At 49.1% G+C, this 18,101-nt stretch carries 25 protein-coding genes and 1 pseudogene; 11 read left to right on the top strand and 15 right to left on the bottom strand.

What is annotated here, in order from left to right:
• The first annotated feature begins 168 nt into the window (after positions 1 to 168).
• The 8 genes from LEP6406_RS0223235 (at position 169) to psb34 (ending at position 5,288) form a co-directional block, all read left to right on the top strand.
• A complete protein-coding gene (locus LEP6406_RS0223235) occupies positions 169 to 759 on the top strand; it encodes a sterol desaturase family protein (RefSeq protein ID WP_263971218.1) in 591 nt (196 codons plus the stop codon).
• A gap of 620 nt (positions 760 to 1,379) precedes the next feature.
• Positions 1,380 to 1,562, top strand: coding sequence for a CsbD family protein (locus LEP6406_RS0223225; RefSeq protein ID WP_008314661.1), 183 nt, complete (start codon positions 1,380 to 1,382; stop codon positions 1,560 to 1,562).
• Between the two features lie 144 nt (positions 1,563 to 1,706).
• Positions 1,707 to 2,348, top strand: a complete 642-nt coding sequence (locus LEP6406_RS0223220; RefSeq protein ID WP_008314663.1) for a hypothetical protein — start codon at positions 1,707 to 1,709, stop codon at positions 2,346 to 2,348.
• 49 nt (positions 2,349 to 2,397) lie between these two features.
• Positions 2,398 to 2,784 carry a BON domain-containing protein gene (locus tag LEP6406_RS0223215; RefSeq protein WP_008314666.1) on the top strand — a complete coding sequence of 129 codons (387 nt, stop codon included), beginning with the start codon at positions 2,398 to 2,400 and terminating at the stop codon, positions 2,782 to 2,784.
• A 431-nt stretch (positions 2,785 to 3,215) separates the two neighbouring features.
• A complete protein-coding gene (locus LEP6406_RS35040; protein WP_225886621.1) occupies positions 3,216 to 3,731 on the top strand; it encodes a CsbD family protein in 516 nt (171 codons plus the stop codon).
• Between the two features lie 107 nt (positions 3,732 to 3,838).
• Positions 3,839 to 3,994 carry a lmo0937 family membrane protein gene (locus LEP6406_RS33160; RefSeq protein ID WP_008314670.1) on the top strand — a complete coding sequence of 52 codons (156 nt, stop codon included), beginning with the start codon at positions 3,839 to 3,841 and terminating at the stop codon, positions 3,992 to 3,994.
• 197 nt (positions 3,995 to 4,191) lie between these two features.
• Positions 4,192 to 4,461: a GlsB/YeaQ/YmgE family stress response membrane protein gene (locus tag LEP6406_RS0223200; RefSeq protein WP_008314671.1), complete on the top strand. Its 270-nt coding sequence runs from the start codon at positions 4,192 to 4,194 to the stop codon at positions 4,459 to 4,461.
• A gap of 515 nt (positions 4,462 to 4,976) precedes the next feature.
• Positions 4,977 to 5,288: a photosystem II assembly protein Psb34 gene (psb34, locus tag LEP6406_RS0223195; protein ID WP_008314673.1), complete on the top strand. Its 312-nt coding sequence runs from the start codon at positions 4,977 to 4,979 to the stop codon at positions 5,286 to 5,288.
• Between the two features lie 279 nt (positions 5,289 to 5,567).
• On the opposite strand, the gene LEP6406_RS0223190 is transcribed toward psb34, so the two are convergent.
• A complete protein-coding gene (locus tag LEP6406_RS0223190) occupies positions 5,568 to 7,022 on the bottom strand; it encodes an SLC5/6 family protein (RefSeq protein ID WP_008314675.1) in 1,455 nt (484 codons plus the stop codon).
• 131 nt (positions 7,023 to 7,153) lie between these two features.
• Between LEP6406_RS0223190 and LEP6406_RS33155 the strand changes: the two genes are divergently transcribed.
• Positions 7,154 to 7,300, top strand: a complete 147-nt coding sequence (locus LEP6406_RS33155; RefSeq protein ID WP_155834750.1) for a hypothetical protein — start codon at positions 7,154 to 7,156, stop codon at positions 7,298 to 7,300.
• Positions 7,301 to 7,415: 115 nt separating this feature from the next.
• Here the strand turns inward: LEP6406_RS33155 and LEP6406_RS0223180 are convergent, their stop codons facing one another.
• The 3 genes from LEP6406_RS0223180 to LEP6406_RS0223170 form a co-directional block, all read right to left on the bottom strand.
• A complete protein-coding gene (locus tag LEP6406_RS0223180; RefSeq protein ID WP_263971217.1) occupies positions 7,416 to 7,853 on the bottom strand; it encodes a type II toxin-antitoxin system VapC family toxin in 438 nt (145 codons plus the stop codon).
• On the bottom strand, positions 7,837 to 8,070 hold the full coding sequence (locus LEP6406_RS0223175; RefSeq protein ID WP_008314680.1) for a FitA-like ribbon-helix-helix domain-containing protein: 234 nt from the start codon (positions 8,068 to 8,070) through the stop codon (positions 7,837 to 7,839). Before LEP6406_RS0223175 ends, LEP6406_RS0223180 begins: the two co-directional genes overlap by 17 nt.
• A gap of 320 nt (positions 8,071 to 8,390) precedes the next feature.
• On the bottom strand, positions 8,391 to 9,332 hold the full coding sequence (locus LEP6406_RS0223170) for a type I restriction enzyme HsdR N-terminal domain-containing protein (RefSeq protein ID WP_008314682.1): 942 nt from the start codon (positions 9,330 to 9,332) through the stop codon (positions 8,391 to 8,393).
• A 289-nt stretch (positions 9,333 to 9,621) separates the two neighbouring features.
• Between LEP6406_RS0223170 and LEP6406_RS0223165 the strand changes: the two genes are divergently transcribed.
• The gene (locus tag LEP6406_RS0223165) at positions 9,622 to 10,527 is read left to right on the top strand and encodes a transposase family protein (protein ID WP_027268700.1); all 906 of its coding nucleotides are present in this window, start codon (positions 9,622 to 9,624) and stop codon (positions 10,525 to 10,527) included.
• Positions 10,528 to 10,677: 150 nt separating this feature from the next.
• On the opposite strand, the gene LEP6406_RS0223160 is transcribed toward LEP6406_RS0223165, so the two are convergent.
• From LEP6406_RS0223160 to LEP6406_RS31625, 6 genes are all read right to left on the bottom strand, one after another.
• Complete coding sequence (locus LEP6406_RS0223160) at positions 10,678 to 11,256, bottom strand: Uma2 family endonuclease (protein WP_008315672.1); 579 nt, start codon at positions 11,254 to 11,256, stop codon at positions 10,678 to 10,680.
• 184 nt (positions 11,257 to 11,440) lie between these two features.
• Positions 11,441 to 11,734, bottom strand: a complete 294-nt coding sequence (locus LEP6406_RS0223155; protein WP_263971216.1) for a clan AA aspartic protease — start codon at positions 11,732 to 11,734, stop codon at positions 11,441 to 11,443.
• Between the two features lie 74 nt (positions 11,735 to 11,808).
• A complete protein-coding gene (locus LEP6406_RS0223150) occupies positions 11,809 to 12,084 on the bottom strand; it encodes a hypothetical protein (protein WP_008315668.1) in 276 nt (91 codons plus the stop codon).
• Between the two features lie 94 nt (positions 12,085 to 12,178).
• Positions 12,179 to 12,274, bottom strand: coding sequence for an SHOCT domain-containing protein (locus LEP6406_RS35740; RefSeq protein WP_071992273.1), 96 nt, complete (start codon positions 12,272 to 12,274; stop codon positions 12,179 to 12,181).
• A gap of 222 nt (positions 12,275 to 12,496) precedes the next feature.
• Complete coding sequence (locus LEP6406_RS0223140) at positions 12,497 to 12,643, bottom strand: hypothetical protein (protein WP_008315666.1); 147 nt, start codon at positions 12,641 to 12,643, stop codon at positions 12,497 to 12,499.
• A gap of 403 nt (positions 12,644 to 13,046) precedes the next feature.
• Positions 13,047 to 13,991 (bottom strand): IS630 family transposase, encoded by a 945-nt coding sequence (locus tag LEP6406_RS31625; RefSeq protein ID WP_027268884.1) that lies wholly within the window; start codon positions 13,989 to 13,991, stop codon positions 13,047 to 13,049.
• A gap of 699 nt (positions 13,992 to 14,690) precedes the next feature.
• Here LEP6406_RS31625 and LEP6406_RS0223125 point away from each other — a divergent pair.
• On the top strand, positions 14,691 to 15,251 hold the full coding sequence (locus LEP6406_RS0223125; RefSeq protein WP_008316087.1) for a 3'-5' exoribonuclease domain-containing protein: 561 nt from the start codon (positions 14,691 to 14,693) through the stop codon (positions 15,249 to 15,251).
• A 26-nt stretch (positions 15,252 to 15,277) separates the two neighbouring features.
• Here the strand turns inward: LEP6406_RS0223125 and LEP6406_RS0223120 are convergent, their stop codons facing one another.
• The 5 genes and pseudogenes from LEP6406_RS0223120 to LEP6406_RS32385 all read right to left on the bottom strand — a co-directional run.
• Complete coding sequence (locus LEP6406_RS0223120; protein ID WP_008316089.1) at positions 15,278 to 15,871, bottom strand: hypothetical protein; 594 nt, start codon at positions 15,869 to 15,871, stop codon at positions 15,278 to 15,280.
• Positions 15,864 to 16,805, bottom strand: coding sequence for a CBASS oligonucleotide cyclase (locus LEP6406_RS0223115; RefSeq protein ID WP_008316091.1), 942 nt, complete (start codon positions 16,803 to 16,805; stop codon positions 15,864 to 15,866). The genes LEP6406_RS0223120 and LEP6406_RS0223115 overlap by 8 nt, the downstream gene beginning before the upstream one ends.
• On the bottom strand, positions 16,805 to 17,431 hold the full coding sequence (locus LEP6406_RS0223110; protein WP_008316094.1) for a hypothetical protein: 627 nt from the start codon (positions 17,429 to 17,431) through the stop codon (positions 16,805 to 16,807). The genes LEP6406_RS0223115 and LEP6406_RS0223110 overlap by 1 nt, the downstream gene beginning before the upstream one ends.
• A 69-nt stretch (positions 17,432 to 17,500) precedes the next feature.
• A complete protein-coding gene (locus LEP6406_RS33150; RefSeq protein ID WP_008316097.1) occupies positions 17,501 to 17,791 on the bottom strand; it encodes a hypothetical protein in 291 nt (96 codons plus the stop codon).
• A 21-nt stretch (positions 17,792 to 17,812) separates the two neighbouring features.
• A pseudogene (locus LEP6406_RS32385) lies at positions 17,813 to 18,101 on the bottom strand (IS66 family transposase); the annotation flags it as partial.

Here is an 18,101-nt window from a genome sequence, read left to right as displayed (position 1 = left end):
GAATTTTACAACATTGCTTTTTTTTGCATCATCCTAGTCCGCTACTTTTTAGTGGCAGGGATGACCTATGGGCTCTTTTATTCACCCTTGAGTCCGTCTTTTCGCAACCATAGGCTGCGGCATCAGTCGCCCACCTGGCGGACTATTTGGCATGATATTAAGCTTTCGATGGTCTCATCTGCGGTGTTTGCCCTGGCGGCAGCATTGATTCTTTCGGTCTATGGGGCGGGAGGCACTGAACTTTACACCGACCCAAGACAGTATGGGCTGTGGTACCTAGGGGGCAGCTATGGCATAGCCCTACTGCTGCAAGACACCTACTTTTATTTCACCCATCGTCTATTTCACCATCCTAGGCTCTTTCCCTGGCTTCACCGGGGGCATCATCGATCCCGCTATCCTACCCCCTGGACTTCCTTTGCCTTTGACCCCTTAGAGGCTGTTGTTCAGGCCCTATTCTTAGTCGGTCTTGTCTTCGTTCTGCCGCTGCATTTCATCACAGTGATTGCGGTGTTAACGACCATGACTCTGTGGGCGGTGCTCAATCATTTGGGTCCAGATCGCCTACCCGCCCTATTCCCACACCATTGGCTAGGGCGGTGGATCATTGGCCCAGCTCATCACTCGATTCATCACCTCAAATACACCGTACACTACGGGCTTTACTTTACGTTTTGGGATTGTCTTCTTGGCACCCAAGATCTTAGATATACGCAGAGTATAAAAAATTTGCTACCACCTAAATCCCAGAATGACTAGGGTGTGTGGAAAATCAACGAGGAAACCCTTGTGGAGTGGGCATGACCAAGCCGCCTTTAGCGAATAAAGCTAGGGCCTGTCACTCCCCTATAACTAAGAATCTGGCTTTGATTGTTTACAGTCTTTAGTACTCTGCGACGTAAATCCTGTTTCCATTTTGTATCACTGGCTTCGATAGGCTGAGTCTATCGAAGTTTAGTCTGCGGCAAGGAAAACGCTTGAGCAACAATGCGGCAAGTGGGACGTTTGGGCGACGACGGTAGGGATGCCTTCATCAAGCCGGACCAGGATTTTTCGTTTTGTTTCGCTGATTATTTTGATTTTGAGGTCAAGGTCAGTTTAATTTAAGTGAACTTTGGTTGATGCTGATTTTGTGACAGGCCCAAAACCCTTACATCACAGTAATTCCAGGCTTTGATGCAGTCACTAGCCTTGCTGTGTTTGTATGCAGCGGTCTCGGGCAAATCAATAAAACTCTAATTATATTAAATTTTCTATCTGTTCAGAATTTCAAACAATTCATTCATTAAATAAAACATTCATCCGTCACTGTGAAATCATAGGCGAGATGCTCTACCCCAGTTCATCTAGTCTAGGCAAACGTTAAGGAGAGTATCCTCATGAGTATCGAAGACAGAGCTAAAGCAACGGCTAAAGATGTTGAAGGCAAAGCTCAAGAAGCCGCTGGCGATCTGACTGGCAACCATGAAGCTCAAGCTAAAGGCAAGGCAAAGCAGGCCGAAGCCAAGGTTCGTCATACTGTTGAAGATGGTAAGGATGGCGTCAAGAAAGCGATTGATTAATCCATAGCTTTTGGATTTAGGCATAACCTTTGTGCTGTAGGTAGGGACAAGGGGCTTAAGCTTCTTGTCCCTCTGAGGCGATGTCTCTCATCAGACTAAAAACGCCATAACCCCCTTTAAAAACTCACTTAATAGGAATCTAAAATGATTGCTTCAACTAGCAAACGTGGTGTTGGCATCTTTCACGATTATCAAGTCACTGAGCAAGCCCTAAGGGAGCTATTCGATACTGGCTATGGAATGGATCGGGTATCTGTTATGGGCCAGGACACAGAGCATTTAAATGCCTCTGGGCAGGCTGGAACGGCTCAAGTGCAAGACCTCCACACTGACGAAAACCATGCTGATGATGGGGCTAAAACCGGTGTTGCTGCGGGGGCCACTGTGGGTGGTTTGACGGGCTTGCTAGTGGGGCTAGGAACCCTTGCCATTCCAGGCGTTGGCCCTATTATGCTGGCTGGTGCTGCCGCAACTGCGATCGCAACTACGGTTACAGGTGGGGCGATCGGGGCTGCCACTGGTGGCCTCGTCGGGAGCTTAATCGGCATGGGTATCCCTGAAGATCGGGCCAAAGTTTATAACGAGAAATTGTCCCAAGGCAAGTACTTGATCATCGTAGACGGCACCGACAGCGATATTGCCCGCGCCGAACCCATTCTCAAGCGCCGAGGCATTCATGAGTGGAATGTTTACCCCTTTGAAGGGCAATCCACCATGACCGACATGAATGCTCCAAGACCAAATCGCGTAAACCCCACGGGTACAGCCACTCCCAGTCGATTTTAGTTGACTCGAAGTGGGTTTATGCATTGTCCAGTAGTAAAAGGCTTTGACCATGAAGAAAATCATTCCGTTAATGCTCGGCAGCTTACTTCTGCTCGGCGCTACAGCCTGTAGCGAAGAGGCCAACACAAGTGGCACAGAGGATGGCGTACGTAGTGAGCAAAGAGAGTCAGATCAGCGCGCTCGCGAACAACGTGATGGCATGGGCCTGACATCAGACAATGAGCAGAAAATGCTAGGTGATGTAGCCGTTGAGGCTCGAAATACGCTGGAGACGAATCTGCCAGGCAGTCGATTGGCTGTCAATATTGAAGATGGGATTGCAACAGTTGAGGGGACTGTAACAACCCAGGAGCAGTTTGATGAAATCGAGCCCCTAGCGATGGGAGTTGAGGGTATTGAGTCCGTCAATGTTGAGGTGGAAGTCAAGCCCAACTAGATTCACTGGGTTCTGTTTGTTTTCGGAAAAACAAACAGAACCTCGGCTAAAAATCTTGTGGAAAGAGTCATTTTCTAGGCAGAGATTACCATGAACATTGGTGGTGATATCCAGCAATATAGTGGTTTTCCCTCGGTTTAAAGACAGGCAAGGGGCTTAAACCCCTTCTTCGCCGAAGTGTCATTAGGTTGAGGTGTCCCTCATATATTAGGGAACCGCTATAGAACCATGTAACTGGTGGATTTGAAGGTATCACCATAAAGCCTAGAGGCTTGTATTACTTGGGTTTTTCTCTTTCAAGATTTTTGGAATGCCGATGCTATGTGCCTTAGAGATGTGGAAGATCTAATTTAGGAAGGCGTCCATACTATTCAGGTGATTGTGCAACAATGTTGCCCTGAATATATGTGATTAGCAGGAAGCAAAAATCAATGAAAAACAATTTTTTTCTGGAGACAAAAACGATGTCATCTCGACAAATTCAAAGCTTTTTTGTGATTGTAATTTCGACCCTCATGGTGGTAGCTACCGTAGTGTTTAACTTTGGTGCTACAAGTGCCTGGGCCGCAACCTTGCCAGCGTCACTGGCCAGTCAGCCCCAGTTTGCTGCCATGAACCGAGCTGAGGCTGTCACTAAGAACCTGGAAGGCAAAGCTCAAGAAGCTATGGGCAATGTCACTGGCGATCCTAAGGATCAAATTATGGGCAAGGCTAAACAAGTTGAAAGCCAGATGCGTAACACGGCTGAAGACCTGAAAGATCAGGTGCAGCTATCCAACAGAGCTAAGGCAGCAGCTAAAAATGTTGAAGGTAAAGTCCAGGAAGCTGCTGGCAATGTAACGGGGAGTACCAAAGATAAAATGATGGGCAAAGTCAAGCAAGCCCAGAGCAAAGATCGAAATGCGATCGAAAATATAAAGGATAGCATCGGGAATTTTTTCGACTAGTAATCAGGATCCAAAATCATCTGTACCACAGATGATTTTGGATCTATAAACGCCTATTTATAGCGTTTTGATGTTTGTGACTCTGTATCCAAGTATGAGGTAGAAAAATGTTGAATCTAATCTGGGGCGTTGTTGTTGTCCTTATTATCTTTTGGGCACTGGGTTTTGCCGTCAACATTGGTGGCGGGTTAATTCATCTACTGTTGGTTTTGGCGCTGGTGGGTATTGTTTACAACTTACTCGTTGGGCGGCGCGTGGGCTAAAAGTAAAGCAGTAGTCTTCTCAAGTCAGATCAAAAGTCAATGAAATTGGAAAATAAACCAATGCAGAAAGTCAATCATTTATTGAGGGAGATTCAATCGAATCAGATGGCCTGAAACTAGCAACGAAGAAAAGCATGGTCGGTGTTTAGCAATCTGTTTAGTACGTTAGCCAAGTCATCAATTTTTAAGGAGTTAGTATGAACATCATTGCCTGGATTATTTTGGGCCTCCTAGCAGGCGCGATCGCAAAAGCCATTGTTCCCGGCTATCAAGGGGGAAACTGGCTAGCTACCATGGTATTGGGTATCGTGGGTGCCTTCATCGGTGGCACTTTGCACGTGTTTATCAAGACTGGAAGCTTACAGCTCGCAGCGCCTGGTTTAAGCATCATTGGCGTCTTTATTGCGGTTCTGGGGGCAATTATTGCCATTTACCTCTATGGCGCAATGTCGCGTAGAAATGTGTAAAAAATCGCAACTTCTGAGCAATATAGGCTCAGTGCAAAAGGGTACATTTTGCTTGTGCAGCCCGACTCGCGGAGAAGCCGCTCTACGTCTACACCCTAAATCTCTCTTTTACTTAAGGAGGGTCACTGGGTATGCATAAGTCCTGAAACTTTTGCGGACAGGGCTTGCCCACCCTGCGGGAAGAGCCAGCTCTACATCCCCTTTTCTTGAATGACGTCAGGCTATACCCCTGCTAAACACGTCCTACGGCCTCCTCCCAGGGGGGGAGAAGGGGAACCGGATAACATTTCCGGCCCCCCCTTTTCCCAGGTTCCTGAGCTTGTCGTTGGCGTTGCCGGCCTGTAGGGCAGGGCATAGGGGCATAGGGGGACTATATAGTCTAACGGCATTCAAGAAAGGCTTAGCCTGCCCGATAGGGCTTGGGAGTGAGGGCCAAGAGGTGTGCCACATCGCCAAAGTGGGATGCTCCCTTGCCCCCAATAGCACTACTGCATAACGATTTTTAAGGAGGCAACATGAATCAGGATAAGGCCCAATCCCAAGAAAGCAATTCACTTAAAAATAATACCAGCGATGGTAGTGAGCTGATTCCGGCTGAGGTTCAGGCCGCTAATCGCCATCAGGATGACAATCAACGCACTAAGGATGTTGCTATTCCAGGGACTACGGTAGATGACGAAGGGCTAATTAATAATTTTGCCACTGAGCCGAAGGTCTATCCGGCCACCTACCCTTCGCCACCGCAACAGCGACGATATATTTTGTGGGGGGCAGCAGCACTTGTGTTGGTGTCAATTCTAGTCTTTATTTCATTCGCAGTGAGTTAGACCTCTGGGTGGCTGACCAAGCTTTTGCTCACGGCGGTTGCAGATCCGAAGGGGCTTCTCCCTGAGTAGCTGCTGCTACACAGACAAGGGCGGCCTGCGCCGACTATTACCTGAGGGGGGTATCAACTCAAAGCGGGACAAACCTCTTGGGGAGGAGTTAGGAGTTAGGAACCAGAATCTAGGAGAGTACTGGATTCTGACTCCTGACTCCTGAATTCCTCGGAGCCCATATTGTCTCGGCTTACGTTGATGCCCAGCACCGAGATTTTTGTGAGTCAATCAGGGTTGTACAGAGGTTTGACGCGGTTGATGGCAGCTTTTGCCGCTGCCCCGCTGTCCCAACCAGGCTCCCACCAAATAGCCTGCGGTGCAGAGCAGCAGGCCGTAGATGTTCACGCCTAAATCGACGGCATACCTGCCTCCTCCTAGGCTTACCCAGGCCGGAAACAGTGTCGTGTTGAGGACACTTTCCAGCACCCGCATCACGCCAAAAATAAGCCCTGGCCAGAAGGCAAAGTGAAAGCTCAATCGCCCTGCCCCCGGCACAAAGGCGAGGAGAAAGATGGGGGCCAAGCCCATGACCATGGTGCCGCTGATGGTGGTGGCGGCGATGATGGCGGGACCAGCCTTATCCCCTAGATAGATGCTGAGGAGGGGGACGTTGCCTAAAATCGCGATCGCAACAATCCACCAACGCCCCAGGTAAGCCTGGGTTTCCGTGGGTGCCCCCTTACGGTTAAACCAATCCCGCGCTCCCACCTTGGCCACACTGGAAAAGGTGGAATCTAGGGTGGACCCAGCACTGGTCAGCATAATGGCGTTGAAAACCAGCAGCATGGGTAGCCCAAACAGCGCTGGGATGGTCAGGGTCGGGACCCCTTCTACCCCAAAGGCTCGCGCATAGAGCCCCACAGCGCTGAAGAGGAAAATGAAGCCGCCGCTGATGATTCCGGCCCAGATAAAGGCTTTGACCATGGTGCGGGGGCTGGTGATGAAGGCCCGGTCGGTCATCACTGGATCGTGGAAGGGATAGCTCAGGATCTGGACCAACGCTAGTCCACAGAAGGTCAGTCCCCCCAGGCGAGTATCCGCATCCACTACGGGCAAACCTTGACTGATCAGCCCTGGCCCCAGGACAACCAGGATCACCACCAGCAACACCGCCGCCAGAATCATTTGGGCTCCATCGGTGAGGAGGCTACTCCGCAAGCCCCCCAGCAGGGTGTAGTAGACGGTGAATACCGTCACGACCAGAGCCGCTAGCCAATAGCCGCCACTGCCTTCGGGACCGAAGTAGAGGGAAAAAACCTTGGTGTTGGACCAGACCTCGTTGATCAGGCGAATCGCGATCGCGATTAGAAACAAACGAGAACAGAGCGTACCGTACTTGCTCACCAAAAACTCGGGAATAGAGTGATACCCTCCCCGCACCCGCAGAAAGTAAAGTGCGATCGCGGCGGTGATAAAGCTGAGATAGTAAATGGCATAGCCGATACCCCCCAAAAGACCAAAGGCATTGCCCAAACTCGCCGCATTATCAATGGACTTGGCAAAAATCCAGGAAATGGCGGCGCTGGCCACCAGCAGCCACATCCCAGGAGCCTTGCCCCCTTGGGACTGGCCATCAAAGAATTCAAGCGCTGAAACCCGGTCTGGCGTAGTCTGGCGCACCACCCGGTAGACAAAGAAACCGTATCCGGCCAATAAGGCCCAAGTCATGGTCGTGGCAAGCATGGTTGCAACCCATTAAGGAACGAGGGAAGAAAACGTGGCCAGAGCTATACTCTGCATTCCCAAGCTGAGTTTTTTCTGAGAACGCGATGATAGAAGCAGCGGGCGACTGAACACCCCGACCCAGATCCGGGTTGGGCATCATCCCTGCCTGGAATTCCCTCCAGGATGCATGGTATGCGGTGGTCTATGAGGCTGAGGATATCGTTGTGTTGGAGAGCCTTGGGTTGACGATCGCGATGGCGGATCTCTACCAAGGGGTGACGGTGCAGGCAGCCTAGGATGTAAGCAGAAGCCATAAAGGGGAGGGGCGATCGCGATGGTGACTTCTAACAATGTCACTTCGGTCGCGGCACAGGCATTAGCGCGTGCAACCGGAGAGTTAGGCAGCGACTGCTAGTTTTCACCACTAACGTCCTTAAACGGGTTGATTAGAGGCACCCCCGTCCCAACAAAGTCGCTGACATTGCGAGTGACCAGAGTGAGTCCGCAGCTTAGTGCCGTAGCAGCTATCTGTTTGTCAAGGACGTTTTGAGGATGGGGTACACGCAGGCGTCCCCATACCTGAGCTTCGGTGGCGGTGAAATCTAAAATGTGGTCGCCATAGTCATCCAAAATAGTTTGCAACCAGGCTTCTAGAAGGTCAGCTTGTGGCTGATCGCCACGATGGCGAATGAGTTCGACGCCTCGGCGGAGTTCGCCAAGGGTGATCACACTAATATAGAAGCGGGCGTCTTGCTCAATGGCGTTTTGAAAGAATCGCTGAACACAGAAGTTTGCTTTGCTTTGTTTGCGCAACTCACTGATAACGTTGGTGTCAAGCAAATACATCATGGACTGTGTCATCTTGCACTCGTGCAAAATCTGAATCGTTGCCAACGTTGGGTATCAGCCCAAGCACTTCGGTAAAGGATTTTTTGGTAGGTTGGAGCAAGACTTGCTCTAGGATTTTACGGTGTTCAGCTTCTGCACTGACACCGTGACGACTGGCCCGTTGCTTGAGGGCATTGACAATGGTTTCGTCAATGTTGCGGACAATTAAACTGGCCATAGAGTGTCTCCTCGGAAAGGTGGTCTATGGAATGATCTACCATAATGATAGCAATGCTATCACTTGGAACGCAGGCAACACCGTCTACTTTTATGTCGCTTGCGAAACGCGCAGCAATGCACCAATAGGCAAGGTGGCAATGGGTACCGTATTTGCCTGCGAGTCCCTTAAGGCTTAGAGCTTTACAATCCAAATTCTGTCAGTCAAGCAAGGGGGGAGATGGAGTCGATTCAAGTCAAGTGGACGGCGACACGAGTTGATCTCGTCGGTCAGTTTGATGCCCCACGCTTTGCCTGTCCAAGGTGTCCCGATTACCCACACTACAACGCACCCATCCCCAAAGCCTCTTGTAAAGCACTGTTTACGTCATCCTCATCCAGTCTGACCGTTTGCCCATGCTCATCCTTGTAGGTGGCTGCGAGTTCCGTCTTTAGCGCCTTGATCACACGCTCTGACTCCAAGGCTTTAAGAATGCGTTTTTTGCTTTTGCAGGCCACAAGGTGACTCATCTTTTCTAAGTCACCGCCGAAGACGGCCCGTGCGGTCAGCAGATACAGATTCTCGGCGTCCTCTTCGCTAACGCCATCCTCATCGAGCAGCGCCACATCAAAAATTTCAATAAATTTGGGATCGCGCCCTGGCTGCGGAATGACGCGATAGAGCTTCCAGATATGCCCGTTGGTGATAACCGCCCATTCCGCTGCGAGGCTGGTGGCATACCCCGCCGCCTGATCCCGCACCTTGGGCGTAAGTTTGGTGCGCGTGTTTTTGCATTCGATGACCAGAAAAATATCCTCACCGCGCTTCAGCACAATGTCTACCCGCTGTCCCAAGGTTTTCACCTCGGTCTCAATCTCGTTGGCGCGATCGTACCCAAGGGCGGCAACGAGGGCATCAATACACCAGCAACGCACCTCATTTTCAGATGCCTTGGGAGCAGCGGCAATTTGCGACAGGCTAGGATGCAGTTTGCGAAACTCGTCTCGAATCGTGTCAATCGTTTCTTGCTTGATTTCGGATTTGGTGCGGCGGCGACGTCTTCTGGCTTCGGCCTCTGACTCATTCCCTTCGCTGGCTTCTTCATTCGCTACTTGCATAGCATCAGCCTCTAGGGGCGTCGGTTCGATGAGGGCAACGGTAAAGATGCTTTTACATTTAGGACAACGGGTCGGTTTACCAATCCTGTTCTGGTCTTTTTGAGCGACCCTAAACCTTGTCCCACACTCATCACAGGCTGTAGTACCAATATATTGCTCACTCATATCCTTATCCTTTACGCGCAATTGCGGGACATACTGTGTCACTTCGCCCAAGTTATAGTGCCCTTTTCCTACAAAGGGATCGAGCCTAGACAGTATCTACGCAGACTCACAAAGGCAAAGTTGACTGAGCCCTAAATGCTTAGGGACTTGCAGGAAAATAAACTACCCGCCGATCGGGCTTGCTCCCTGGGGGAGCCATTACATGAACGACTCCGCTCAGCCCTCGATCACTAGACCTGTTGTGAAATAGGGGATAATAGCCTCTAGAGCTAGTTAACCCGGTTGTGCCGTGCTGAACCTCCAACGCGCCCTCAAGAGTGACCGCCTCCTGCGGGCTTTGACCGGTTTGAACCGGAAAGCCTTTGAGGAACTGGAATCCACCTTCGCTCAGGTGTTGGCCCATGCAGAGGTTCCCCGTCGGAGTCCCTTACCCCGTCAACGGGCCACCGGAGCCGGACGAAAACCCAATTTAGCAACGGTCGAGACCAAACTGTTCTTCATCTTGTTCTACTTCAAGGTGTATCCGACCTTTGATTTGGCCGGTGTCCTGTTTGACCTGGATCGCGCTCAGGCGAATCGTTGGATGCATCGCCTCCAACCACTGCTGGAGGAAGCCCTGGGTGAAAAAATGGCGTTGCCGAAACGCAAATTGACCAGTCTTGAAGAATTTATCGAAGCCTTTCCCGAGGTGGAACGGGTGATTCTTGACGGGACTGAACGCCCCATTCAGCGGGCCAAAGACCGGGACCAACAGAAGGAAGATTACTCAGGCAAAAAGAAGCGCCATACCCGCACCCACCTGGCTGGTGTCGCCCCAGACCGCCAGATTCTCGTATTCAGCACCGCCTATCCCGGTAAGGCGCACGACAAAGGCATTCTCAATAGCGAGGGATGGGCCGAGTGGATTCCTGATGACGTCAAAATCCAGGGTGATTCAGGCTTTCAGGGGCTGCAAAACGAGTATGTCAACGTAGAGATTCCACACAAGAAACCTAAGGGCGGACAACTCACCGATGAGCAGAAAGCTGAGAATCAAGCCCTCGCCCGAGAACGGGTCGTCGGGGAGCATGCCTTTGCTGGCCTAAAACGCTATGGGATTGCCGCCCAGGTCTATCGCAATCGCAAAGCGAACTTTGATGACCGCTCCATCTTCACAGCGGCAGGACTCTGGAACTTTTATCTGATGGCCGCTTAACCGAGGGAGAGAGGAAGGAAGTCGCCCTTGAAGGTTTTGACTGAGCACTATTTCACAACAAGTCTACTGAAGGTTGAGCGAAGTCGTTCGTTTACGTCTCCCGGAGGGAGAAAACCTGGCCACTGGGTACACTATTAACCCGCAGATCCCTTACCACCAAACAGCCCCGAGGGTGAGCGTAAAGCCAGGGAGAACTGCTTCGCCGGTCAGGGTGACGGGCGAAGTTAAGATTTCAACGGGCTGCTCGGGGCGGTAAATCTCTACCTGGCGGGCGGAACGGTTGATCAGCCATCCCAGGCGAACGCCATTGTCGATATACTCTCGCATTTTTGCTTGGGCGATCGCGAGACCATCAGAGGGAGACATTAACTCCAGCACGAAATCTGGGGCGATGGGGGGAAATTTCTCGCGGGCTTCAGGGGGCAGCGCTTCCCAGCGATCGCGGCGCACCCAGGCCACATCGGGGGAGCGATCGGCTCCGTTGGGGAGCTTGAAGCCCGTAGAGGAATCGAAGACTTCCCCCTGTTGGGTCTCCTCGCTCCAGACGACGAAACGACTGATCAGCTTGGCGTTGCGGTTTCCAGTTTCGCCGCCCGTCGGCGGAATGAACAGCAGATCTCCTTCAGCGGTGCGTTCAATCTTGAGGTCTGGGTTGGCTTGACACAGGTCGTAAAACTGGCGATCGCTGAGGCGGGTGGAGGGGGGAATGGCAACAACCAGAGGACTCATGGCAAACGCAGCCCATAGCGGTATTTTGAGTGTAGTCTAACGACTCAGCAGTGACGAGCTAACTTGTTTGAGATCGGAGTAATTGGTGTCCAGTATGTCATTCCTATTTCGTTCTCCAAGAAATATAAACTGGTAGCTATAAATATAATGGGATCCTTAATCAGAGACCCTTCTGCTACTCGACTTACCTCAGGGCCTCGATTATCACAACTCCTCTCTCAATTACTTCCATCTGAACCTTAAACCCATATAGCAGGCTCATTCCAACTAGCGGATCTGCTTCAGAAGCAGCTACATCAATGATTTGGGTCTTTCCATCCCAGATCACAGTTGCTTTGTACATGTCAAAAATGACCTCACTGCCATCCCCTAAAGTCCCCATGTCACGGAAATACCAAGGTAATCCGAGGGAGGTGATGGTGGATAGCGGGAGAGATAAGAAGCCAGTGAAGCCAGTATCAATAACTGCTTCAACCATTTGCTTTGGCGAATTAGAATGACAAACTGCGACTCTAATGATGGCTTCACAACTCTGATTTACGAAGCCTTGCATCATACGCTTTTCTTCAAACTCCGAGAACCAAAGCGGTAGACGGCTTGATACCCAATCCGAATGACCCAGGGTTGAGCATCAGGATACCGATCGTAAAGCCGATCCGTCGCCGCAATCGCGGTATCAGCCACTTCAAAAGCCCCAGTTTCAATATCGATTGCAACAATTTTTCCAAGGTTGCCCTCCTCAACTTTGGGGCGTACCTGGGTTTCATACAGCTCATTGCCACGCTGGGCAAACTCTTCTTTACTGTAACGAGGTTGATGGACTGTCATCAGATGGGCCTTGAGACAAGACTATCCAACCATTTTAACCTTTCGAGAAGTTGGGATGGGTACCCGCAAGCTAGCAGACTAATAAACACTTGAACTAAGCTGGATGATCACTGAGGAGTCGCTTCTTCATGTTCGCGAATTCCTCCTCGGTAAGAATTCCCTTTTGTCTCAAGTCTTCAAGCTTAAGCATTTCACCATAGATATCAACTTGTTCCTTCTGGGGTGAAACAGTTTGTGGCGATTGACCCGGCTTGGTGAGATTCTTGTATACTCCCAGTCCTGCACCAACTGTTGCGCCTATAACTGGCCCTACGATAGGGACTGGAACCGCTACTACAGCTCTAACAGCAGCACCTGATGCTGCATCTTTCGCAAGATCTGACTGTACCGCGTCTTTACCCAGCCGAAGTGCTTAATTGCCAACAGATGTCGCAGTCTTCTTGATCGCCTCAACGGCAGCACGTCCATCTTCTCCTTCTATAAAATCCCCCACTGAAGCCGCTGTTGATGATAGTGCTTCTTTTGCCTTTCCTGCCAACCCTTTCATCTTGTCAAACATGGCTTTCTCCTGGAATGAGTAGAAAAGAGGCATTTCAACATGGATGAGCTGTCCGTACTGCCATATACAGCTCAAACAGAGGATAGATACCCGGAACTTTTTGCTATCTAACGTTCCTGGTCAGCGGTTGCCAGAGACTTTGCAACAACACAAGGCGGTTTCGGAAAATCTGCTGCACCAGGCTTGTTAGCTGTTTTTGTTAAGTGCCAACCCTCCACTCCGGTTCAACCTAATCTACTTGCCAGTTTAGTGGCTCTGAAATAGCGACTATTTGACCGAACTCTGCATAATATGCCTGAACGACTTCTGAATCTGTAATAAAAAGCGCATTCTCTAATGACTTACCTGCATTTTTTGTTAGGTTAAATTAACCTGTCCAAATGGCATATAGCGGATTTCATAATTATGCGGCACAATAGCAGCAATGGGTGAACCAGCTTTTAATGTCCGCTTCAGAGATGTCCTCAAAGGCTATTTCAAGGGCTTCTGATAGCGCTTGATAAGTCCGTGCCCCCAGTGCCCTGAGAATTGACTTTAGCTTTGACCAAAAGTTCTCAATCGGCGAGAAGTCCGGCGAATAGGGCGGCAGATATACCAGACGTGCCCCTGCGGCCTCAATCAACTCCCGAATCATGTCGTCCTTATGAATGGAACAGTTGTCCATCACGACACAGGCCCCTGGCCAAAGGTTGGGCACCAGGCGAGTGGCCACAAATGCCTCAAAACTCAAGCCGTCAAAGGCTCCTAAAATCACCGCCGAAGCCACTACCCCAGCCAAGCTTAACCCTGCCACCAGGGACACATTCTTCCCCCGCTTGGGCTGTTCTCCATAGGCTCGTCGGCCTTGCAGCGCCCAGGCAAACAACCGAATCAACCCCAGATTAATCCCCGACTCATCGATAAACACCAAGTCTTCAACTCGGATGTCTCGAATCTCATCCCAGTACTCCCCTCGCAACCGCTGTACCCGATCACTCACCTTGTCACTGGGGTGAAGGGCTTTTTTTTTACGGGTGAACTGAAGCCGCTTCATCACCCGACACATCGTGGATCGACTCACCGTCACCCCATACTGTTGAGCCACTTCGGCGCGAAGCTCATCTAAGGTCAGATCAGGGTTCGCTTCAACGAAGGCTTGAACCCCCTGCATCTGCGCCTCATCCAGTTCCCTCGGTCGCCCAGGACTGGTCTTGGGGGCAAGCTCACCCGTTTCCCGATACTGCTTCAGCAGTTTCACGATAAAACTTAGAGTCACTCGAAATCGCTGGGCTAACTGGCGCTGCGAAATGCGCTCGTTCTCATAGGTCTCAATAATCTTCTGTCGCAAATCGGTGCTGTAGGCCTTCATCGGCTCCTCGCGCTTTTTCTACCCGCTATTCGTACCACATCTTTGTGAAATCCGCTATATGGACTTACTCTAGTAGCACCTAAATGTGTTTCATCTACGTCAGATGGCGTTGAAAGTTTTGCAAATATCATGAATTTGTTGTGCATTCTAGGGAATGCAGGAACCTTATCACGGTTGTAATTGCCTACGCAGCGAATTGGATCGAGAGTAGGATCGGAACAGATAGATAGATTAGCAAGCTCTTTGTAGGGTGGGCAATGCCCACCATCCCTGGGCCGGAAAATGTACGGCGTTTACGCTATGCCATGGCTACCATCAAAGCCAATATGCCTTTTGGGGATGTGAGACTGTTGAGTGTTCGGGGAGGTGGTTGGAGGTGGGGGAGCAAGTTTGAGCTGTGGGCAATGCCCACCCTACGACTACTGTCAAAAGCAGAAAATCGCTGGAATCCTTTGATCACAGGGATTTGAGGCATTTTTGAACAGGAGTCATGAATAATGCAGGCTATCCCGATTAGCCCTGCTCTAGTAGTGAATTTTGGTAAAATTGAAGGCTCTCCTGGAACAGACTTTAAAGCTCTGAAGAAATTAGTAGATCATGTAGATACGTACCTGAGCTACAAATATGAAAATAACCTTGGACTAACGTTGGCAAATAGATCACAATTAAGAAGCAGCTTAACTATTTGTCTAAACAATTATGACTGAAGTTTATGTCAGTACCGATGTTGAAACTGACGGCCCTATCCCTGGGCCGAACTCAATGCTTAGCCTTGCATCTGCTGCCTACTTGAAAGATAAAACCCTGGTTGGGACTTTCGCTATTAACCTTAAACCTCTTCCAGACGGAAGCGCCGATCCTAAAACGATGGAATGGTGGCAAAGCCAACCTGATGCTTGGAAAGCGACTCAGGTCGATCCTCAAGAACCTTCAAATGCTATGCAAGGCTATCTGGCTTGGTTAAAGTCATTACCTGGAAACCCAGTATTTGTGGCTTACCCTGCCGGATTCGATTTTTTATTTGTGTACTGGTATCTAATTCGATTTGTCGGCGAAAGTCCATTCTCCCATTCGGCATTAGATATAAAAACCTACGCAATGGCCATGCTTAAAACAGAGTATTCACAAGCTGCCAAACGAAATATGCCGAAACGTTGGATTGCTCCTATTCCACACAGTCACGTTGCCTTAGACGATGCTATCGAGCAAGGAGCTTTATTTTGCAACATGTTGGCAGAGAACATGAAATTTGAAGGCTGATCGTCAAGTGTGTCAACTGGCTAGGGCTAAGGTTGACTGGGGGGCTTTCTATTACTTTTCAGCAACATCTTCAATCGTAGGAACCATAAAGGTACATATGGATTTGCATCAATTTCCTTACTAAGGACTACCTTAAGCAAATGCCACTGTTTCAGAGGAAGAAATTGCTTCTCTGATATTCCAGGTAGGTCATGTGTGTTGAAATAAGCCTCTTCTAGCGTACTAACGTCATCTTCAGCTAGTTGGGTTGACTTGGCTTCCAATCGCTTAATTTCATATCTCATCTTTGCATAGTGATTTACTGCCTGAGCATGTGCCGCAGCTTTTTCAGCAGGTTGCCAAGCGAGGAGCACAAGACTGACCGAGAAATTGGCTGTGGCAGTGATACCGTTAATCCACTTAAAGGTATCAGGCGAAATACCCGTAGTGCGTTGCAGGAAATCATCAGAAATGAAGGCGATTGCAAGCAAACAAGCCGAAAAAATCAACAAGAAAATGTTTGTTGTTGAATTCCACCAATCGTAGTGGTCTCGGAGCCTACTATGCATAGTAGCCATCTGGTTAGCTCGCCGACTCATTGTTTTGAGTTGTTCGACTAGGGAATTGTTAGGATTACTCATCACCAAACCACTCCTGCCATCTTGCTATCGATCGTTGTGTGTCAGCTACCTCCATTTGTTGTGCCAACCTTGATAATGATTGAGAAACTTGACGCCGCTGGAGACTATTAGCTGAGCCCAAATAATCATCTACATGCAAAGACTGCCCAGTACGGTCTGCTATGGGTGATTTAACAAGATCTGTAGAGACACGGCACATATGGGTCAACATTTCTTTATAAGATGTACCACCCTGGTAGTTCTCAAAAACCTTTATAGCAAGGGATTCAGCATGATAACCTGATAGGTCTATTCCACACTCATTTACTAGCCCCTTAAACAGCTTGACAATTGGCACTACTTTTCCAGAGTTAGCTTGATTTGCTTCAGTCAGCTTGCGAGCAAAAGAAGCTGGGCGTACAACATTGCTCCATTGCTCCGGATCTCTAGAACTTGCAATTCGGAACCCTGAAGCTGTTCTTATGGTGGGTAACAGTTGCAGTTTAGTTCCATCTGGGTAAGACACTGTGACTGCCAAATTGCCGGACGAAACTTGAACGCCATCCACATTCCTTAACGCAGCTTTAATTTGGGATTCAAAATGCCTTAAAACTTCCTGTGGTGATGCCTGTGTCAACGAGGTATTGTTTATTTGCACAAGCAAATCAACATCACTCAAACCGTTAATGTAGGTGTGCTTGCGAACCGAGCCACCAAAAGCTAGATCAACAGTTCCCTCAATGCCCTCATTTATTGCATCCTTTAAGGCATTGATATACTCCCAGTTCTTTGAAGTATCCCTTTGGTTAAAATCTTTTAATACTTCTTGAAGAAGATCATTAGCTTGGCTGTTGTAGACTGATTCTTCAATGCGACCTTCAGCCTGCTGGATCAGTCGCTCAATTCCTGATTGAGAACTCCTTGGGGTATATCCTGAACCACCATTGCCGCTCATCAATTTCCTCCCTCAAACTCAATACCTGATAGTTTAACCAAACACAACACTTGTGTAAGAAGACTTTGATCTAGACAAAATTCATTAACCAAGCCTGTTTTACAGAACCTTTTCATGCTTCTAGTTAAAGCTTCAAGATACTCAAGGTTGGAAATCCAACGGGTAAGCAATAAATCCTCCTCAGAAATACACCATTGTTCCTTCAAAATAGTTGCAGTTGAATGATAGGTCACAAACCCGTGGTCAAATGTGTACCGCAACCAAGCTAACCCATCAAAAACATCAGCCCCGCATAAAAAGTAAGCAACCATAACAGCAGGATCTAAACAACCAAAAATATGGATGGGTGTTTCCAATCCTACCTCTAGAAGTGCAGTGCGAATTTGAAGAAGATTGCAGCATCTCTCAAGAAGTGAGCCTCCTAATTCCTTCTCGGTAATCCCCAAAATTGAGAATGGTTCGATCAATTGAATGCTATTAGTTAAAGTGCCTAAGTTAATTAAGCTCTTACCGTCTTCTGGTTTGTATAGGAAGTTGGTAGCGTAATTTGGATGTTTTTGGAAAAGGTTTTTTGCCAAATCAATCTGAGCGCTAATAGGATGAGGATCTGAGTAGTCATAATTCACAACTACCAACTTGGAAAGAGGCTGTAATCTTTCTAGAACGGCTTCGTAATAATCAGTCGACCATCCGTTTTACAAACGCCCATCTACATATGATTCAGTTAAGTCTGGAACAGGTTTAGCTTCATAGCCACCGCTATCAATAAAGAGAATATCTGAGGCATATATGTCATCTTGAGGCACGTTTCCATAATGAATATCGTAGGCACTTATTAAAGAAGATTTACCCAAATATCGTTTTGTGTTGTTATAAATATCCCCAATATAAGGAAAGCCACGACTTGAAAAAGAGGGAATAATAATGGGCGTAGATGTATTGATTATAGGAATTTGCCGTGACTTGTGAATTTCACTCAGCCTCATTTAACGTAAGCCTTTAGGGGGTCACGGCGTGATTAGGGTTTGAGGCTGATGAGTGGCCAAAGGCAGCAATGAAGGAGGCGGTTGGCCAAAGCGAGCCGACCAATAGGCTTGAGTGAGAAAGTCCAGCACATCTCGCTGCTGCATCGTCAGAGAAGAAACCGTCGTCAGCATCCGGGCGACAAACTCACTGCCGGCCTGAGACTCCGCCCCAAAGCTGATGCGCTTCCAAATCACCCCAGCTCGCAAAGAACGCTCAGCCGTATTATTGGTGGGCTCCACCCCCAGCACCGTGACAAACGTCCACAGAGCC

It is taken from the genome of Leptolyngbya sp. PCC 6406, from assembly GCF_000332095.2.
Classification (GTDB): domain Bacteria; phylum Cyanobacteriota; class Cyanobacteriia; order Phormidesmidales; family Phormidesmidaceae; genus PCC-6406.
Note: the sequence above shows the minus strand (reverse complement) of the source record. Positions and strands in the feature narration are given on the sequence as shown.